General features: G+C 61.9%; 17 protein-coding genes. All 17 read left to right on the top strand.

What is annotated here, in order from left to right; all coding sequences use genetic code 11:
• Nucleotides 1-64: 64 nt before the first annotated feature.
• The 17 genes from alaS (at nucleotide 65) to carB (ending at nucleotide 19,260) form a co-directional block, all read left to right on the top strand.
• The gene (gene alaS / locus IAU67_RS04735) at nucleotides 65-2,728 is read left to right on the top strand and encodes an alanine--tRNA ligase (RefSeq protein ID WP_151841579.1); all 2,664 of its coding nucleotides are present in this window, start codon (nucleotides 65-67) and stop codon (nucleotides 2,726-2,728) included.
• 2 nt (nucleotides 2,729-2,730) lie between these two features.
• A complete protein-coding gene (gene ruvX / locus IAU67_RS04730) occupies nucleotides 2,731-3,210 on the top strand; it encodes a Holliday junction resolvase RuvX (RefSeq protein ID WP_151841578.1) in 480 nt (159 codons plus the stop codon).
• A 67-nt stretch (nucleotides 3,211-3,277) separates the two neighbouring features.
• Nucleotides 3,278-4,432 (top strand): endolytic transglycosylase MltG, encoded by a 1,155-nt coding sequence (mltG, locus tag IAU67_RS04725; RefSeq protein WP_151841577.1) that lies wholly within the window; start codon nucleotides 3,278-3,280, stop codon nucleotides 4,430-4,432.
• A gap of 18 nt (nucleotides 4,433-4,450) precedes the next feature.
• Nucleotides 4,451-5,356 (top strand): shikimate dehydrogenase, encoded by a 906-nt coding sequence (locus tag IAU67_RS04720; protein ID WP_151841576.1) that lies wholly within the window; start codon nucleotides 4,451-4,453, stop codon nucleotides 5,354-5,356.
• 22 nt (nucleotides 5,357-5,378) lie between these two features.
• Nucleotides 5,379-5,843 (top strand): hypothetical protein, encoded by a 465-nt coding sequence (locus tag IAU67_RS04715; protein WP_151841575.1) that lies wholly within the window; start codon nucleotides 5,379-5,381, stop codon nucleotides 5,841-5,843.
• A 12-nt stretch (nucleotides 5,844-5,855) separates the two neighbouring features.
• Complete coding sequence (gene aroC / locus IAU67_RS04710; RefSeq protein ID WP_151841574.1) at nucleotides 5,856-7,088, top strand: chorismate synthase; 1,233 nt, start codon at nucleotides 5,856-5,858, stop codon at nucleotides 7,086-7,088.
• On the top strand, nucleotides 7,088-7,594 hold the full coding sequence (locus IAU67_RS04705) for a shikimate kinase (RefSeq protein WP_151841573.1): 507 nt from the start codon (nucleotides 7,088-7,090) through the stop codon (nucleotides 7,592-7,594). The genes aroC and IAU67_RS04705 overlap by 1 nt, the downstream gene beginning before the upstream one ends.
• 8 nt (nucleotides 7,595-7,602) lie before the next feature.
• A complete protein-coding gene (aroB, locus tag IAU67_RS04700; protein ID WP_151841572.1) occupies nucleotides 7,603-8,688 on the top strand; it encodes a 3-dehydroquinate synthase in 1,086 nt (361 codons plus the stop codon).
• Between the two features lie 52 nt (nucleotides 8,689-8,740).
• On the top strand, nucleotides 8,741-9,181 hold the full coding sequence (gene aroQ / locus IAU67_RS04695; protein ID WP_151841571.1) for a type II 3-dehydroquinate dehydratase: 441 nt from the start codon (nucleotides 8,741-8,743) through the stop codon (nucleotides 9,179-9,181).
• Between the two features lie 6 nt (nucleotides 9,182-9,187).
• Nucleotides 9,188-10,279: a M24 family metallopeptidase gene (locus IAU67_RS04690; RefSeq protein WP_151841570.1), complete on the top strand. Its 1,092-nt coding sequence runs from the start codon at nucleotides 9,188-9,190 to the stop codon at nucleotides 10,277-10,279.
• Between the two features lie 80 nt (nucleotides 10,280-10,359).
• The gene (efp, locus tag IAU67_RS04685) at nucleotides 10,360-10,923 is read left to right on the top strand and encodes an elongation factor P (protein WP_151841569.1); all 564 of its coding nucleotides are present in this window, start codon (nucleotides 10,360-10,362) and stop codon (nucleotides 10,921-10,923) included.
• Between the two features lie 29 nt (nucleotides 10,924-10,952).
• Complete coding sequence (nusB, locus tag IAU67_RS04680; protein ID WP_151841568.1) at nucleotides 10,953-11,522, top strand: transcription antitermination factor NusB; 570 nt, start codon at nucleotides 10,953-10,955, stop codon at nucleotides 11,520-11,522.
• Between the two features lie 164 nt (nucleotides 11,523-11,686).
• Nucleotides 11,687-12,289 carry a bifunctional pyr operon transcriptional regulator/uracil phosphoribosyltransferase PyrR gene (gene pyrR, locus IAU67_RS04675; RefSeq protein ID WP_151841567.1) on the top strand — a complete coding sequence of 201 codons (603 nt, stop codon included), beginning with the start codon at nucleotides 11,687-11,689 and terminating at the stop codon, nucleotides 12,287-12,289.
• 7 nt (nucleotides 12,290-12,296) lie between these two features.
• The gene (locus tag IAU67_RS04670; protein ID WP_151841566.1) at nucleotides 12,297-13,250 is read left to right on the top strand and encodes an aspartate carbamoyltransferase catalytic subunit; all 954 of its coding nucleotides are present in this window, start codon (nucleotides 12,297-12,299) and stop codon (nucleotides 13,248-13,250) included.
• A gap of 17 nt (nucleotides 13,251-13,267) precedes the next feature.
• Nucleotides 13,268-14,623, top strand: coding sequence for a dihydroorotase (locus tag IAU67_RS04665; RefSeq protein ID WP_151841565.1), 1,356 nt, complete (start codon nucleotides 13,268-13,270; stop codon nucleotides 14,621-14,623).
• 123 nt (nucleotides 14,624-14,746) lie between these two features.
• Nucleotides 14,747-15,883 (top strand): glutamine-hydrolyzing carbamoyl-phosphate synthase small subunit, encoded by a 1,137-nt coding sequence (gene carA / locus IAU67_RS04660; protein ID WP_151841564.1) that lies wholly within the window; start codon nucleotides 14,747-14,749, stop codon nucleotides 15,881-15,883.
• 56 nt (nucleotides 15,884-15,939) lie between these two features.
• The gene (gene carB, locus IAU67_RS04655) at nucleotides 15,940-19,260 is read left to right on the top strand and encodes a carbamoyl-phosphate synthase large subunit (protein ID WP_151841563.1); all 3,321 of its coding nucleotides are present in this window, start codon (nucleotides 15,940-15,942) and stop codon (nucleotides 19,258-19,260) included.
• Nucleotide 19,261 lies beyond the last annotated feature (1 nt).

The following is a 19,261-nucleotide window of genomic DNA, read 5'->3' as shown; positions in this document are numbered from 1 at the left end:
ACCCCACGGACAGGTAGACTAATTGAGGTCAATTCGCACTATCTGTTAACGAGGTCTAAAAAACGTGCAAACGCATGAGATTCGCCAGCGCTTCATCGAGCACTTTACGAATGCCGGACACACCGAGGTTCCCAGCGCGTCGTTGATCCTGGATGATCCGAACCTCCTCTTCGTCAACGCCGGCATGGTGCCGTTCAAGCCTTACTTCCTGGGCCAGCAAACTCCTCCTTTTGAGACGGCAACCTCCATCCAAAAATGCGTGCGTACGTTGGATATTGAAGAGGTGGGCATCACCACCCGGCACAATACCTTCTTCCAGATGGCCGGCAACTTCTCCTTCGGCAACTACTTCAAGGAAGGCGCCATCACCCACGCCTGGACCTTGCTCACCAAATCCGTGGAGGACGGTGGCTTCGGGCTGGATCCCGAGCGCCTGTGGGTGACCGTGTACCTGGACGACGACGAGGCCGCCGAGATCTGGGAGAAGAAGATCGGTGTTCCGGCCGAGCGAATTCAGCGTTTGGGCATGGAGGATAACTACTGGTCCATGGGTGTGCCAGGCCCGTGCGGTCCCTGCTCCGAGATCTACTACGACCGTGGACCGGAGCACGGCAAGGAGGGTGGCCCGATCGCCGATGACACACGCTACATGGAGATCTGGAACCTGGTCTTCATGCAAAACGAGCGCGGCGAGGGGCTGGGCAAGGGCAACTTTGAGATCTTAGGCCCCCTACCGAAGCAGAACATCGATACGGGTATGGGCATCGAGCGCGTGGCCTGCCTGCTCCAGGACGTGGATAACGTCTACGAGACGGACCTGTTGCGCCCGGTGATCGACGAGGCTGAGCGGCTCACGGGTGCTGCCTATGGATCCGACGCCCAGGCCGACGTGCGGTTCCGCGTGATTGCTGATCATTGCCGTACCGGATTGATGCTGATGCTGGATGGCGTGACCCCCGGCAACGAGGGCCGCGGCTACATTCTGCGCCGTCTGCTGCGCCGTATCATCCGCTCCGCACGCCTGCTGGGAGCACGCGGCGAGACGATGGAGAAGCTAATGGAGACCGTATCCACCACGATGACTCCGTCCTACCCAGAGATCGCGGACTCTTGGGAGCGTATTCGTGCCGTGGCCGTGGGCGAGGAGAAGTCCTTCCTGAAGACACTGGAATCCGGAACGCGACTGTTCGACGAGTATGTCTCCGGCGCGAAGGACCGTGGTGAGACCACCATTCCTGGCGACGTTGCCTTCACCCTGCACGACACGCACGGCTTCCCGATCGACCTGACCATGGAAATGGCCCAGGAGAACAACCTGCAGGTGGACGAAGAGGGCTTCCACGCACACATGGCCGAGCAAAAGGCCCGCGCCAAGGCAGACAACAACGCCAAGAAGCTGGGTCACGCGGACCAGTCCGTGTACCGCGCGTTCGTGGACAACCACGCCACTGTCTTCACGGGGTACACCCAGCTGGAGGATGAGGGCAAGGTGCTGGGCCTCATCTCTGAAGGTGCGTTGGTGGATCGCGCCTCCGAGGGAACGACGGTTCAGATCATCCTGGACCGCACCCCCTTCTACGCCGAGGCCGGTGGCCAGATGGCCGACCGCGGCGTGATCAAGGGCGAGGGCTTTAGCGCCCGCGTGGATGACGTGCAGAAGGTGGGCAAGAAGGTTTGGGTCCACAACGCCACCATCACCGGCGGCACCGTGGCTGTGGGCAACGCGGTCACCAGCCACGTGGACAACGCGTGGCGCCACCAGGCCCGCCAGGCGCACTCTGGCACGCACTTGATTCACGCCGCCCTTCGCGAGGTGCTGGGCCCCACGGCAGTCCAGGCTGGATCTTTGAACAAGCCCGGCTACCTGCGCTTCGACTTCAACTATGGCGAGCAGTTGACGGACGAACAGCTGCGTCGTATCGAAGACATCGCCAACGGCGCGGTGGATTCGGACTACCAGGTCAACACCATCGAAACCTCTCTGGAGGAGGCCAAGGCGATGGGTGCCATGGCGCTGTTCGGTGAGAACTACGGATCGGAGGTCCGCGTGGTGGAGATCGGCGGTCCATTCTCCATGGAGCTGTGTGGTGGTATCCACGTGGAGCACTCCTCCCAGATCGGCCCGATCGCGGTGCTGGGCGAGTCCTCCGTGGCTTCGGGCGTTCGCCGCATCGAGGCGTACACAGGCATGGATTCCTTCCGCTTCCTGTCCGGAGAAAAGAGCGTAGTCAGCGAGCTGGCGACCAGCTTGAAGACCCCAACGGAGCAGTTGCCGGAGCGCATCGATGCTCTGACCGCCAAGCTGAAGGATGCTGAAAAACAGATCCAGAAGTTGCGCAACCAGCAGCTGGCCAGCCAAGTAGGGGACTTGATTACTCAAGGCCAGACCATCGGCGACACGAAAGTGATCGCGTTGCAGCTGCCCGATGGCGTTGCAGCCGGTGACCTGCGCACCCTGACCACCGATGCGATTGGCCGCCTGAGCTCCGAAGCCGCGGTGGTGCTGTTTACCTCCAACGACGGCGGCAAGGTACCATTCGTCGCCGCCGCCACGTCCGCCGCTGTGGACAAGGGCGTGAAGGCCGGCGATTTGGTCAAGACATTCGCGGAGAAGGTTGGTGGCCGCGGAGGCGGTAAGCCAGCACTGGCTCAGGGCTCCGGCACTCAGGCCGAGGGCATCCAAGCTGGTCTGGAGGCCGTCAAGAGCGCTGTCGAGACCGCCCTATAGCGATGGCGGAGACACAACGCCCCTCGCGGGAGACCGACCCTGGCCGTGGCCGACGCCTGGGCTTAGATGTGGGAAGCGTGCGCATCGGCGTGGCGCTGAGCGATCCGGACTGCATCTTGGCCTCGCCGTTGGAGACGGTGAAGGCCTCCATCGACTCTTCCGATGTGCAGCGCGTGGCTGCCCTCGTGGAGGAGAACTTCGTGGTGGAGGTGATCGTGGGCCTGCCGGTTGCCCTGCGCGGCAATCACACCAGCAGCACCCTTGCCGCTGAGGAATTCGCGCGGGACCTTAGCCAGGTTATCGGTGACATTCCCGTGCGGATGGTGGATGAGCGCATGTCCACGATGGCCGCCACCCAGGCCATGCAGGCCTCCGGTGTGAGCGCCAAGAAGGGGCGTTCGCGTATTGATCAGGCCGCTGCGGTGCACATTCTTCAGGGGTGGTTGGACGCACGTCGGCGGGTTATGAACGAGGAATTATAACGAACGTGCAACAATAGGAAGTACTTGACGTTTCTCACGAGTTTTACACGAAAGGCATTGCCACCTCATGAGCCCTACTAGCTCCGTGAAGCCAAAGTATCGCCGACGCCGTCAGCATGCCGCTGCACTGGCCATCGCTTTGGTTATTTTGCTGGTCGTCTGTTCTGGCTTTGTGTATTACAAGCGCAACGTTGTCGGCAACCGAGACTTTGAGGGATCGGGCAATGGAACGACCGTCATGGTGCGCGTGGAACCCGGTGATTCTATTTCCTCCATCGCCTCTGACTTGGTGGACAAGAAGGTGGTGGGCTCCCGGCGTGCTCTCATGAATGCAGCCGACAAGGATCAGCCAAACCTTCAGGCGGGCTACTACGCCATGCAGGAAGAAATGAGCGCTTCCTCTGCACTCGCGGCCCTGGGGGATGAGACGCGGCGTCGGGGCGTTGTCGACATCCCGAACGGCCTCACCCTCGACGACGTCACGGTAGTCAACGGTGAGACACGCAAGGGCATCTACTCGCTCATTTCTGAGCAGACATGCCAGGACGAGCACACGTGCATCAGCCCAGATGAACTGCGTGAGGCCGTGACCTCCACCAGCCCTGAGGATCTGGGCGTGCCGAGCTGGGCCGTGCAGGCCGTCAGCGCTCATGACAATGATCCACGACGCATCGAGGGCCTCATCGTTCCCGGTATCCACCTGTTCGACCCTACCTCGGATGCGAAGTCCATCATGACCTCTATTTTGAAGGTCTCCGCGGAGAACATTGAGAAGACGGGCATCCAGCAGGCCGCAGCAACCGTGGGTCTGAAGCCCTACGAGATGCTGACCGCCGCCTCCCTGGTGGAGCGCGAGGCGCCGGAGGGCGACTTCGACAAGGTGGCCCGCGTGATCCTGAACCGTCTCAACGAAGACATGAAGCTGGAGTTCGACTCCACGGTTAACTACGGACTGGACGCCCAGGAGGTGGCGACCACCACCGCCGATCGTCAGCGGGAAACCCCGTGGAACACCTATGCGAAGAAGGGACTGCCGGATACCCCGATCGCGTCCCCAGGCATTCAGGCACTGCACGCCATCGAGAATCCCGCCGAGGGTGACTGGTTGTACTTCGTGACGATCGACAAGAACGGCACCACAGTGTTTAACCGCGAGTTCGATGATCACCAAAACGCCACGGCGGAGTCCATCCGCAATGGTGTGCTGGACTCCAACCGCTAGGAAGGTACCGAGAAGAGTATGTCCGCAGCTGACGGCGTGCGCGGGGCAGAGCCCGGCACATTCCTATCCATCGAGGAGTTTCTGACGCTCGCGGAGACATTCCCGGACCGACTGTGTGCGGTGTTGGGGCGCCCCATCGAGCATTCGAAGTCGCCGGTGTTGCACAACACGGCGGCCGCAGCGGCGGGCATTGAGGACTTTCTCTACGTGCGCGTGGAGGCCGGAGAGCGCGATGAGGTGTCTCGCCTGCTGACGGACAGTGGGGCGTCCGTGGCCGGGTTCTCCGTCACGATGCCGGGGAAGTCTGCAGCTCTGGAGCTTGCGGATAAGGTGACCGAGCGTGCCACGCGCATTGGCAGCGCGAACACCCTGGTGCCGCAGCCCGACGGCACGTGGTTAGCGGATAACACCGACGTGGTTGGAGTGCAGCGCTGCCTGGAGCACTGTGCGGCTGAGGGAATTGACTACGCCGGAACCCACGCGGTGGTCGTCGGAAACGGGGGAACGGCACGGCCCGCCATCGCGGCCCTCGGGGAGCTCGGGGTGAGCCGGGTGACGGTGCTAGCCCGGTCAGAGCGCGCGCTGCAGGTCCGCGATCTGGTGACCAGCTACGGCATGGAGTTCGAGTGGTTGACCTTCGATGCCGATCAGGTTGCCGAGCGGTGCGCTGAGGCTAGCGTGGTCATCAACACCATTCCGTCGGCGGCGGTCGAACCGTACACGGACCTGTTGGTGCGCGCACGCTCAGTGGTGGACGTGATTTATGATCCCTACCCACCGGCCCTGATTGCCGCAGCGCAGCGCGCGGGCATTCCTCACGCCGATGGTTTGCGTATGCTGGCGGGACAAGCTGAGGAGCAGTTCCGCTATTTCACGGGTCAGTATCCTCCGCAAGGGCTGATGCTGCGAACTGTAGCGCCGTAGATTTTCGGGGGGGGGAGAAGGCGTGCATGGTGATGTGCTGAGTGTGGGGATCGCAGCGCTGATTAGTGGGCTGGTCGTTGCCGCTGCGATCGTGGACGCGGCCACGATGAGGCTGCCGAATGCACTGGTGCTACTGCTCGGCGCGCTGGTGCTGCTGGGGTGCGTCGCGCCGTGGTATCCGGTGTTATCGCTCTCCCATCTGTGGGGAGGGGTGGTGTGGGGTGTGTTCCCCATCCTCATGAACGCGCTGTCGAGCACGCGCATGGTCGCCGCAGGAGATTCCAAATTCGCTGTGTCGCTGGGGACGTTGGCAGTGATGCACAAGCCGTGGGGGCTTCTCGTCGCCATGGGGATCGCCGGGCTGGTGACACTGGCGTGGATCGCGCTGGGCAGAGCCCGCCGGTCGCGTCCGCACGAGCAGACGCGCGTTCCGCACGGTCCGGGGATGGCGGTGGGGACACTGTGCGCCATTGTGATGGGGTGGTAGTAAGATATTCACATGCTTCGATGGACAACTGCCGGCGAATCGCACGGCCAAGCGTTGGTATCACTGGTGGAGAATCTTCCTGCAGGTCTGGAGATTACGCGTGAAGAGATTTCCCGACAGCTCGCCCGTCGCCGCCTCGGATATGGCCGTGGCGCGCGCATGAAGTTTGAGGCCGACGAGGTCACGCTCCTCGGCGGCGTGCGCCACGGCAAGACGCTGGGTAGCCCCGTGGCCATCATGGTCGGCAACACGGAGTGGCCGAAATGGACCACGATCATGTCCTCGGACCCACTGGATTACTCCGATGAGGAGGTCGCGAAGGAGATGTCCAGCGGCCGTGGTGCGCAGCTCACTCGCCCGCGTCCGGGCCATGCGGATTTCTCCGGCATGGTGAAGTACAACCACGAGGAAGCCCGTCCGATCCTCGAGCGCTCCTCGGCCCGCGAAACCGCAGCGCGCGTGGCAGCCGGCACCCTCGCCCGAGCCGTGTTGCGTGAGGTCTTGGGCGTAGAGGTGCTCAGCCACGTCATCTCCATCGGCCGCTCCGAACCTTACGAGGGCCCACTGCCGGAGTTCAAGGACCTGGAGAAAATCGACGCCTCACCGGTGCGCGCATTCACCCAAGACGCTGAAGATTCCATGGTGGAGCAGATCAAGGCCGCGAAAAAGTCCGGCGATACCTTGGGAGGCATCGTCGAGGTGGTCGTCCAGGGACTGCCGATCGGACTGGGCTCCCATGTGTCCGGCGAGCAGCGCCTGGATGCACAGCTCGCCCAAGCGGTCATGAGCATTCAGGCCATCAAGGGAGTGGAGATCGGAGATGGCTTCGAGGAGGCACGCCGCCGTGGATCCGAGGCCCACGACGAGATGCACCGCAATGAGGACACGGGTTCCGTGGAGCGCTTCACGAACCGAGCCGGCGGCCTGGAAGGCGGCATGACCAACGGGGAAACCCTCGTTGTTCGCGCCGCCATGAAGCCGATCTCTACAGTGCCACGCGCCCTGAAGACCATCGACATGACCACCGGTGAAGCGGCTACGGGTATTCACCAGCGCTCCGATGTGTGCGCCGTTCCCGCCGCCGGCGTGGTGGCCGAAACCATGGTGGCGTTGGTTCTGGCCCGCGCGGTGCTGGAGAAGTTCGGTGGGGACTCCATCGAGGAGACGAAGCGGAACTACAAGGCCTACCAGGACTACGTGGCCGAGCGCCTGAACTGGGATGACGCAGAACCAGGATCGTCCTAATGGCGCCCCGCATTGTTCTGGTCGGGCTTCCCGGCAGCGGCAAGTCCACCATCGGACGGCGTTTGTCTCATGCCCTGAACCTCCCGCTAAACGATAGCGATCAGTTGATCGAACAGGTCTATGACGGCCGATCCTGCGGCGAGATCTTCTCCACTCTGGGGGAGAAGGACTTCCGTACCGTGGAGGCGGACGTGATCGCCGAGGCATTAAAGAAAAACGGAATCCTGTCCTTGGGCGGGGGAGCGGTCGTCACCAAGTCCACCCGTGAGCTGCTGAAGGACCATTCCGTGGTGTTCTTGGACATCTCCGTTGACGAAGGCGTGCGACGCACCTCGCGCACGAAAACCCGCCCGCTGCTGGACGTGCCAAACCCTCGGGAAAAATACCAACATCTCTACGACACCCGGCGCAGCCTCTACCAGGAAGTTGCCACCTATACCGTGCGGTGTGATGCGAAGGATCCCCGCCGCGTTGTCACCGACATACTGAATCAAATCGAAGAATAGGACCAACCATGTCACAGGACCACTCGAGCATTCACGTAGCCTCCGCTTCTCCGTATGACGTCCTCATCAGCCGTGGATCCCAGTGGGCCGCGCAGAGCATTGCTGAGGCGCTGCCGAACTCCGGTCGGGTGCTCATCATCCATCAGCCGGCATTGCAGACGCGCGCTGTGGCGGTTGCGGAAGCGTTGGCGTCGACGGGAAAGGACGTCACCTGCTTCCAGATTGAGGACGCCGAAGACGGCAAAACCATCGATAGCGCCGCGCGATGCTGGGACGCGTGCGCGGAGGCCGGGCTGGGACGAGCGGATGCCATCGTGGGCATTGGTGGCGGCGCGGCGACGGACCTGGCCGGGTTCATCGCGGCAACGTGGATGCGCGGAATCAAGGTTGTGCAGTACCCCACCACATTGCTGGCGATGGTAGACGCCGCTGTGGGTGGCAAGACGGGAATTAATACCGAGGCCGGCAAGAATCTTGTAGGAAGTTTCCATGAACCCACCGCCGTGATTATCGATCTGGAGGTGCTGGACACCCTGCCGGCCGAGGAGATCGTGGCGGGTAGCGCGGAGATCATCAAGGCAGGGTTCATTGCCGATACAGAGATTCTGGACATCTACGAGCAGGATCCAGCCGCGGCGCTTGACCCTCGGGGTAGCCTTCCCGAGCTCATCAGCAGAGCCATCACGGTGAAGGCGAACGTCGTTGCTCAGGATCTGAAGGAGTCCAGCCTCCGCGAGATTCTGAACTACGGACACACCTACGGACACGCCGTGGAACACCACGAGAATTACCGGTGGCGCCACGGGCACGCGGTGGCCGTCGGCATGGTTTTTGAGGCAGAGTTGGCGCAGGCGGCGGGTCTGTTGAGCGCCGAGGATGTGCAGCGGCATCGCAGCATTTTGGAGTCCGTGGGCCTGCCCACGTCCTATGGCGCTGCAAGCCTGGAGACCCTCATGACCGCGATGGGACGGGATAAGAAAAACAAGGGCGGGAAAATCCGCTTCGTTGTTCTAGAGGCCGTGGGAAACCCAACGCGGCTGGAGGGCCCGTCAGAGGAATTGCTTCAGCAGGCATATTCACGGACACAGGGTTAATCGCACCAGCTCATCGTCGCAGAGCTCATGTTTATCAAGGAAAAGGTCGCACATGCTTAATATCGTCGTCATTAATGGGCCCAACCTCAACCGGCTTGGCAAACGTCAGCCCGACGTCTATGGTTCCACCACGCTTCAAGACATCGAGGCGGATGTGGCAAATCTTGCCTCCGAACTGGGCGTGCACGTGGAGTTTTTTCAATCCAATTACGAGGGCGCGCTGCTGGAGCGCATTCACCAGGCCGCCGATGACGGGGCAGGGGTGGTTATCAACCCGGGTGCGTTCACGCACACATCAGTGGCGTTGAGGGACGCTTTGGCGGAAATTGCGGACGGCCTGGGCTTTGTGGAGGTTCACATTTCTAATGTGCACGCCCGTGAGCCTTTCCGGCACCACAGTTATCTATCGGATATTGCCCGCGGTGTGATCGCGGGATTGGGCACATACGGTTATAGTGCGGCTGTGCGGTATTTCGCAGAAATGGAGGGCTAACACACCGTGACATCTCACACCATTGATTTTGCTTCTCGCCGTCAGCGTGTCGCTCAGCGCATCTCCGATGCGGGGCATGGCGCGTTGTTGGTCACTGATTTAAAGAATATCCGCTACCTCACGGGGTTCTCCGGCTCACATGCGGTGCTGTTGCTGCGCGCCGACGCGTCGGCAATCATCGCCACCGATGGGCGCTACAGCACGCAGATAAAGCTTCAGACCGGCGAGCCCGAGGACGTGGACATCAGGATCGTCTCCGACGCGTTCGGCGAGGTCATTGGCGCGGGAGACAAGTTCGCGGTCGAGCCGGGGTTGACGGTCGGCCAGGCCGCGCGCATTGGGGACATGTCCAGCCTTTCTGTCCTCACCAATGCGGTGGAGGACGAGCGGCTCATCAAGGACGAGGCCGAGGTGCAGGCCCTGCTGGAGGCGGGCCGCTTGGCCGATACGGTGTGGCAGGAGTTCCTCGCCGACGGTGGGATCCAGGCTGAAATGAGGGAGATCGACGCCGCCGCGGATTTGGAACACCGCCTGCGCCTGGCCGGCGCCGATGCCTTGAGCTTTGACACTATCCTCGCCAGCGGTATCAACGGGGCGAAGCCTCACGCGGGTGTGAGCCAGGACGTGATCGTTCCGGGGCTGGTCACGGTTGATTTCGGTGTGTATCTCAACGGCTATGCGTCGGATCAAACCCGAACGGTATGCGTGGGCCAGCCGAACGATCTCGCTGCCGAACTCTACGACATTGTCTACCGTTCGCAGAAGGCCGGGGAGGAAGCACTTGCTCCCGGCGTGGCACTGCGCGATGTGGATCGCGCCTGCCGTGCGGTCATTGAGGAGGCCGGCTATGGAGATTTCTTCGTGCACTCCACGGGGCACGGTGTGGGACTCGACGTCCACGAGGCTCCGCGGGCAGCTTCCGGTGTGCCGGAGGACAGCGTGTTAAAGCCGGGCATGACAATCACCGTGGAGCCCGGGATCTACCTTCCCGGTCAGACGGGATTGCGCATTGAAAACACGTACATCATCACCGAGGAGGGAGCGGTGAGCTGCCAGGCCTCGCCCACGGAGCTCACGGTGATCGACGTGATAGAATGAGCGCTTGGCTATCAACATAGTGACACACCGCAAGTAGTGGCACCCCTTAAGTAATCTTTTCTGGACAAGGAGTTAGCAACGTGGCAACCACCGCAGATTTTAAGAACGGTCTGGTGCTGAAGATCGACAACAAGCTTCAGCAGATCATCGAGTTCCAGCACGTGAAGCCGGGCAAGGGCCCAGCATTCGTGCGCACCAAGCTGAAGGACGTTGTGTCCGGAAAGATCATCGACAAGACCTTCAACGCTGGTGTGAAGGTGGAGACGGCCACCGTTGACCGTCGCGACATGACCTACCTCTACAATGACGGCACCAACTTCGTGCTGATGGATGTCAAGGACTTCGAGCAGGTGGAGCTGGCTCCTCACTTGATGGGCGAGGGCGCGAAGTTCCTGCTGGAGAACGCCACCGTGCAGGTGTCCTTCCATGAGGGCGAGCCTTTGTTCGCCGAGCTTCCTGTGTCCGTGGAACTGCGTGTGGAGCACACCGATCCGGGCCTGCAGGGTGACCGCTCCAACGCCGGTACGAAGCCAGCAACCCTGGAGACCGGTGCTGAGATCCAGGTTCCTCTGTTCGTGGAGACCGGAAACGTTGTCAAGGTTGATACCCGCGACGGCTCCTACCTGTCGCGCGTGAACAACTAATCAGTCCAGAAACTAGAACTAAAAACACTGTGACGAACAAAGATTCCAAGTTTTCCCGCCTGGGTAGCCGCACCAAGGCTCGCCGCCGGGCGGTGGACATCCTGTACGAGGCTGAGTTCCGGGACATCGATCCGGTAGAGATCGTTGAGGACCGCATCACCCTGTCCAAGGATCCTGACAATCGGGTGAACCCCGTGCCGGAATACACGCAGAAAATCGTCGAGGGCGTGGCGGTTCATCTGGATGCGATCGACGAGGCCATTGCCGTGCACTTGTCCTCCGAGTGGCGCTTGGATCGTCTACCGGCGGTGGAGCGCGCGGTACTTCGTGTGTCCTCCTGGGAGCTCATGTTCCATGGTGAGGATGTCCCCCGCGATGTAGCAGTGAAGGAAGGCATCCAACTGGCCGCGGCCTACTCACACGTGAAGGCCTCCAGCTATGTCAACGCTGTGTTGGACGGCGTGGCCCGGGACATCGATATCAAGGCAGCCGATGCGGCGGTTGCGGCCCGTGAGGCCGATGGCCCCACGGGCCAGGCGGAGGATTTTAACCCCGAGGTAGGGGACTTTATTGTCCCCGAGGATCCGTCCGATACCTAAAGGCGCAGGCTAGGCGCCTCACCAAAGAAATGACCGGCAGCACCATGCTGCCGGTCTTTTTCGTGCCTTCGCTGAATGTCCGCCACCCGTTGTATAGTAAAAGGCGTTGATATTCTTCGACATCCTTTAACGGACCGCACAGAGAGGCGGGAAAGGAGGTCACGATGAACTCGGCAGATTCTGCGGCGGCAGACCATAGCGTTGTCCTTCTGGACAGTGATGATGTCTCCCGCACTGTCGCGCGCATCGCGCACCAAATTATTGAAAAAACTGCCCTGGACTCACACGAGGCTGCCCGGGTTGTGTTATTGGGCATTCCGTCAGGCGGAGTGCCGCTGGCAGCGCGTTTGGCAGAGAATATTCGCACGTTTTCTGGGGTAGACGTGTTCCACGGCTCGTTAGACATCACCCTCTACCGTGATGATCTGCGCAACACCGCCCATCGTGCGCTGAAGCCCACCCATGTTCCCCACGAAGGAGTGGACGGCGCCACCGTCATCCTGGTGGATGACGTCCTGTATTCCGGCCGTTCCATCCGTGCCGCATTGGATGCGCTCCGGGACTTGGGCCGTGCCGGAATCGTGCAGGTCGCCACGCTCATTGACCGCGGCCATCGCCAGCTTCCCATCCGCGCGGACTATGTGGGTAAGAACATTCCCACGGCCTCGGGGGAGGACGTTGTTGTGGAGTTGGCCGAGCTCGATGGGCAGGATCTGGTGACGTTGCATCGCAGCATCACGACCACTCACGGCTCCAGCGAGGGATAGGCAGACTATGAAGCATCTTTTGAGTATCGATGATCTTTCCGCTGAGGAGATCACCCTGCTGATGGATGAGGCCGACCGTTTTCGGGAGGCCTTGGAGGGCAGGGAGGTGAAGAAGCTTCCGACCCTGCGTGGCCGGACGATCTTCACCATGTTTTATGAGAACTCCACGCGTACCCGTTCGTCCTTCGAGACGGCCGGCAAGTGGATGAGCGCGGACGTCATCAATGTCAGCGCGTCCGGGTCGAGTGTGAAGAAGGGCGAGTCGCTCAAGGACACGGCGTTAACCCTCAAGGCCGTGGGCGCGGACGCGATCGTGATGCGCCATCCGTCGTCGGGTGCGGCGCGTCAGGTGGCCGGTTGGCTGGGGGACACGGCCGTGGTGAACGCTGGCGATGGTTCTCATCAGCACCCCACGCAAGCTCTGCTGGATGCGGTCACGATGCGCCGGGAGCTCGGCGAGATCAGCGGGAAGAAGATCGTCATCGTGGGCGACATTTTGCACTCCCGCGTTGCCCGCTCCAATGCGCAGCTGCTCACCACCTTGGGTGCCGAGGTAGTCTTCGTGGCACCACCGACGTTGCTCCCGTTCGGGGTGGATCAGTGGGGCGTGCGCGTCTCCCACTCCATGGACGAGGAAATCCACGACGCCGACGTGGTCATGATGTTGCGCGTTCAGGCCGAACGCATGAATGGTGGGTTCTTCCCATCCCATCGTGAATACGCAACGCGCTATGGATTGTCGCGTGCACGCAGGGAAGCCATGCGCGAGGATGCGTTGGTGATGCACCCTGGCCCGATGCTGCGCGGCATGGAAATTAATGACGATGTTGCCGATCATTCGCGCACCGTGGTGCTCAACCAGGTGACGGCGGGTGTTCATGTCCGCATGGCGGTGCTGTTTACGCTGCTGGTGGGACAGTCAGGCGACGAAGGCCCGGTAGCCTCATCGGCTGGGGTTTAAGGAGAGGAATAGTTCATATGACGAGCCAGAACCAGAATTCTTACCCGGCCACGGGAACCTTGGCGGATCACCCGCGAGGTGCTGACAGTGAAGTGCTCCTCAAGGGCGTGGTGATCTACGGCGAGGGCGAGCCACAGGATGTGTTGCTGCGCGATGGTGTGATCGCGGAGATCGGCTCAGGCTTGAGCAGTGAGGGCGAGACGCTAGACCTTCAGGGCCAGATTCTCCTGCCGGGGCTTGTGGACATGCACGTGCACTTGAGGGAGCCGGGCCGTGAGGACACGGAGACGATCGCCACCGGTTCCGCGTCGGCGGCGCAGGGTGGTTTCACGGCTGTGTTTACGATGGCCAACACCGCGCCCGTCACCGACAACCCATCCATCGCCGAGACGGTGTGGTTCAAGGGACAGAACACAAACCTCTGCGATGTGCACCCCGTCGGTTCCATCTCCAAGGGGCTGGAGGGCAAGGACCTCACGGAGTTCGGTATGATGGCCGATTCCGATGCGAAGGTGCGGATGTTCTCCGACGACGGCAAGTGCGTGGACGATCCTCGCCTGATGCGCCGCGCCATCGAGTACTCCAAGGGAGTGGACGTACTGCTGGCTCAGCACTGCGAAGAGCCGCGACTGACGGAGACGGCTGTGGCGCACGAGGGCGCGACGTCGGCGCGGTTGGGCCTGTCCGGATGGCCGCGCGTGGCGGAGGAATCCATCGTTGCGCGTGACGCGATCATGGCCCGTGACTACGGCGGTCGCCTGCACATTTGCCATGCCTCAACGGAGGGCACCGTGGAGCTGCTGAAGTGGGCGAAGGAGCAGGATATTCCTCTGACCGCGGAGGTCACTCCTCACCACCTGCTGCTCACGGATGAGAAGCTGGAATCCTATGACGGCGTGTACCGCGTCAACCCACCGTTGCGCGAGCAGCGGGATGTTCAGGCACTCCGGCAGGCCCTCATCGACGGAGTGATCGACTGCGTGGCCACCGACCACGCGCCGCACGGCTCGGAAGAAAAGTGCTGCGAGTTTGACCGAGCTCGCCCGGGCATGCTGGGGCTGGAAACGTCGCTGGCGCTGATTGCGCAGATCTTCGTCCTCAATGGAGATCAGGATTGGCGCTTCGTGGCACGCGTGATGTCGGAGCGCCCAGCGGAGATCACCAAGCTGCCGGGACACGGTCGACCGATCGCGGTGGGGGAGCCAGCCAACCTCTGCGTGGTCGATACCTCCGACGAATGGGTAGCGTATGGAGAAGAGATGGCATCCAAGTCTCGCAACACCCCCTATGAAGGAATGACTATGCCCGTGCGTGTGTCCACCACTGTGTTGAGGGGCAAGGTCACGTGCCGAGATGGAAAGGCGAGTGTGTAAAAGCTTTTCAGACCACAGCCTCTTGAACCCCACTGAACTTTTCACGTGTGTTCGCGTGAGTGCCCCTGGTGCTCACCACCCCGAACCCACCATTTCACCTCAACGTGTACTAGAAGGAACATCATGACCCGCACCCCAGCAGCCTTGGTCCTTGCCGACGGACGCATCTTCCGTGGACAGGCCTTCGGCGCAGAAGGAACCACCCTCGGCGAAGCAGTGTTCAGCACTGCGATGACCGGATACCAAGAAACAATGACGGATCCGTCCTACCACCGACAGATCGTGGTCTCGACCGCTCCTCAGATTGGTAACACCGGCTGGAATGATGAGGACAGCGAATCCCATGGCGATAAGATCTGGGTCGCCGGATTGGTCATCAGGGACCTGTCCAAGCGCGTCTCCAACTGGCGCGCCGCCCGCAGCCTCGAGGATGAGATGAACGCCCAGGGCATTATCGGAATCCAGGGCGTGGATACCCGCGCGATTGTGCGCCACCTGCGCACCAAGGGCTCCATCGCCGCCGGAATCTTCTCCGGTGCGGATGTGACCAGCGACGAGGATATGGTGCGCACGGTAGCCTCCCAACCCAGCATGGAAGGTGCGGATCTCGCCGGCGACGTGTCCACCGACGAGGTCTACATTGTGGAGCCTGAAGGCGAGGTGAAGCACACCGTCATCGCCTACGACATGGGCATTAAGAGCAATACCCCTCGCGAGTTCTCCGTTCGCGGTGTGCGCACGGTGGTAGTTCCGTCTGATACCTCCTTCGAGAAGCTTCAAGAGCTCATGAAGGAACACGGTGCTCAGGGCGTATTCGTCTCCAACGGCCCCGGCGACCCAGCCACCGCGGACAAGACCGTGGCTGAGGTCCGCAAGGTCCTGGAGGCGAAGATTCCTTTCTTCGGCATCTGCTTCGGCAACCAGATCCTGGGCCGCGCCCTGGGAATGGAGACCTACAAGCTGAAGTTCGGTCACCGCGGCATCAACGTGCCTGTCCTCAACCACCTCACCGGCAAGATTGACATCACGGCCCAGAACCACGGCTTTGCCTTGAAGGGCACGGCAGGGGAGGTGTTCTCCACGCCATTCGGTGACGCGCACGTCACCCACACCTGCCTCAACGACGGAACGGTCGAAGGCGTAGCGCTGGTGGATGGATCCGCGTTCTCGGTGCAGTATCACCCCGAGGCGGCAGCTGGCCCCCACGATGCCAACCCGCTGTTCGACCAGTTCCTCGAGCTGCTCGACAGCCACAAGTAATCGATCACACAACACTCACAGCGCAGACTTATTGACACAAAGGATTGTGAAAACTCATGCCACGTCGTTCTGACATCAACCACGTACTCGTGATCGGTTCCGGCCCCATCGTGATCGGCCAGGCCTGCGAGTTCGACTACTCCGGCACCCAGGCGTGCCGCGTCCTCAAGGAAGAGGGCCTACGGGTGACGCTGATTAACTCCAACCCGGCCACCATCATGACCGACCCGGAGTTCGCAGACCACACCTACATCGAGCCGATTCAGCCCGAGTACATCGAGAAGATCTTCAAGAAGGAAGCCGACGAAGGCCACAAGGTGGACGCTGTTCTGGCCACTCTCGGTGGTCAGACCGCGTTGAACGCGGCAATCCAGCTGGACCGTCTGGGCATCCTGGACAAGTACGGTGTGGAGCTGATCGGTGCGGATATCGACGCGATTGAGCGCGGCGAGGATCGCCAGAAGTTCAAGGACATCGTGGAGAAGATCGGTGGGTCCTCGGCGCGTTCCCGCGTGTGCCACAACATGGATGAGGTGCACGAGACGGTCGCCGAGCTCGGCTTGCCAGTCGTGGTGCGCCCGTCCTTCACCATGGGTGGCTTGGGCTCCGGTCTGGCCTTCAACCACGAGGACCTGGAGCGCATCGCCGGTGGCGGACTCGCCGCCTCCCCTGAGGCCAACGTCCTCATCGAGGAGTCCATCCTCGGGTGGAAGGAGTTCGAGCTGGAGCTTATGCGCGACGGTAAGGACAACGTCGTCGTCGTATGTTCGATTGAGAATGTGGATGCGCTGGGCGTGCACACGGGTGACTCCGTGACCGTTGCCCCGTCGATGACCCTGACCGACCGCGAGTACCAGATCATGCGTAATCAGGGCATCGCCATTCTGCGCGAGGTGGGTGTGGACACCGGCGGATGTAACATCCAGTTCGCCATCAACCCCAAGGATGGCCGCATCATCACCATCGAGATGAACCCTCGTGTGTCTCGTTCGTCCGCGCTGGCGTCCAAGGCGACGGGATTCCCGATCGCAAAGTTGGCTGCGAAGCTGGCCATCGGCTACACGCTGGATGAGGTGCGCAACGACATCACCGAGGTCACCCCAGCGGCCTTCGAGCCCACCTTGGACTATGTCATTGTGAAGGCCCCACGCTTCGCCTTCGAGAAGTTCCCCGGTGCCGATGACACGCTGACCACCACCATGAAGTCCGTGGGTGAGGCGATGGCCGTGGGCCGCAACTACATCACGGGTCTGAACAAGGTCATGCGTTCCCTGGAGACCAAGCAGGCCGGCTTCTGGACTGTGCCGGATGAGTCCTTCGCGGGCGATCGCGCGACGGACAAGGACGCGGTGCTGGAGGACCTGAAGCGCCCGACCGAGGGCCGCATGTACGACGTGGAGCTGGCACTGCGCCTGGGCGCGACGGTGGAGGAGGTCTACGAAGCCTCCGGTATCGACCCATGGTTCCTGGAGGAGGTCAAGGACCTGGTGGAGTTCCGCCAGCGTTTGATCGACGCCCCCGTGCTCGACGTGGACCTTCTCCGCGAGGCCAAGTACTTGGGCTTGTCCGACCGCCAGATCGCCGCGTTGCGTAAGGAGTTCGCCGGCGAGGACGGCGTACGCTCGCTGCGCTGGTCTCTGGGCATCCGTCCGGTGTTTAAGACCGTGGACACCTGTGCTGCCGAGTTCGAAGCGAAGACCCCGTACCACTACAGCTCCTACGAGCTGGACCCCGAGGCTGAGTCCGAGGTGGCTCCGCAGAAGGATCGCAAGAAGGTGCTGATCCTGGGCTCCGGCCCGAACCGCATTGGTCAGGGTATCGAGTTCGACTACTCCTGTGTGCACGCGGCACTGGAGCTGTCCCGCGCGGGCTACGAAACCGTGATGGTCAACTGCAACCCGGAGACCGTCTCCACGGACTACGACACGGCCGACCGCCTGTACTTCGAGCCTCTGACCTTCGAGGATGTGATGGAGGTCTACCACGCCGAGGCGCAGTCCGGTGACATTGCCGGTGTGATCGTCCAGTTGGGTGGACAGACTCCTCTGGGCTTGGCGCAGCGTCTGGCGGATGCGGGCGTTCCTGTGGTGGGCACGTCTCCTGAGGCCATTAACCTGGCCGAGGATCGTGGTGAGTTCGGCAAGGTGCTGGAGGCTGCGAAGCTTCCTGCTCCGGAGTTCGGTACCGCCACCTCCTTCCAGGAGGCCAAGGATGTCGCCGATCGCATCAGCTACCCCGTGCTGGTTCGTCCGTCCTACGTGCTGGGTGGCCGTGGCATGGAGATTGTCTACGACGAGGCCTCCCTGGAGGACTACATCACGCGTGCCACGGAGATCACCAGCGATCACCCCGTGCTGGTGGACCGTTTCCTGGACTCTGCCATCGAGATCGACGTGGACGCCCTGTGCGATGGGGAAGAGGTCTACCTCGCCGGCGTGATGGAACACATCGAGGAGGCCGGTATCCACTCCGGTGACTCCGCATGTGCCCTGCCACCCATGACCCTGGGTGACGAGGACATCGACAAGGTGCGCAAGTCCACGGCCGCCCTGGCGCATGGCATTGGTGTGAAGGGCCTGATGAACGTCCAGTTCGCCTTGAAGGACGACATTCTGTACGTGATCGAGGCCAACCCTCGTGCCTCCCGCACGGTGCCGTTCGTCTCCAAGGCCACGGGTGTGCCGCTGGCAAAGGCTGCCGCCCGCATCATGCTGGGTGCCACCATCGCGGAGTTGAAGACGGAGGGCATGCTGCCGAAGAACCAGGACGGCGGCTCCCTGCCGATGGGTCACCCGATCGCGGTGAAGGAAGCGGTCATGCCGTTCAACCGCTTCCGCACGGCGGAGGGCAAGGTGCTGGATTCTCTGCTGAGCCCGGAGATGAAGTCCACCGGCGAGGTCATGGGTCTGGATCTGGACTTCGGTTCAGCCTTCGCGAAGTCCCAGCTGGGTGCCTTTGGCACGCTGCCAACCTCCGGCACGGTGTTCGTCTCCGTGGCCAACCGGGACAAGCGCACCCTCATCCTGCCGATCCAGCGTCTGGCGTCCCTCGGATTCAAGATCCTGGCGACGTCCGGTACCGCGAACATGCTGCGCCGCAACGGTGTGGAATGTGAGGTCGTGGCCAAGGTCAGCCAGGCTGCCAACCAGCGCACAGTGGTGGACTGCATTAAGGATGGGGAAGTGGACCTGATCCTGAACACCCCAGCCGGTTCCGCTGGAGCCCGTCACGACGGCTACGACATCCGCGCCGCCGCAGTCACCATGGGCGTTCCATGTGTGACGACGGTTCAGGGCACGGTCGCCGCAGTCCAGGGTATCGAGGCGCTGCAGAGCCACGAGACCAGCCTGCTGCCGATCCAGGATCTGGAGCACTAGA

The sequence above is a fragment of the Corynebacterium zhongnanshanii genome (genome assembly GCF_014490575.1).
In the GTDB taxonomy this organism is placed as follows: domain Bacteria; phylum Actinomycetota; class Actinomycetes; order Mycobacteriales; family Mycobacteriaceae; genus Corynebacterium; species Corynebacterium zhongnanshanii.
This window is presented reverse-complemented; position numbering and strand designations above follow the sequence as displayed.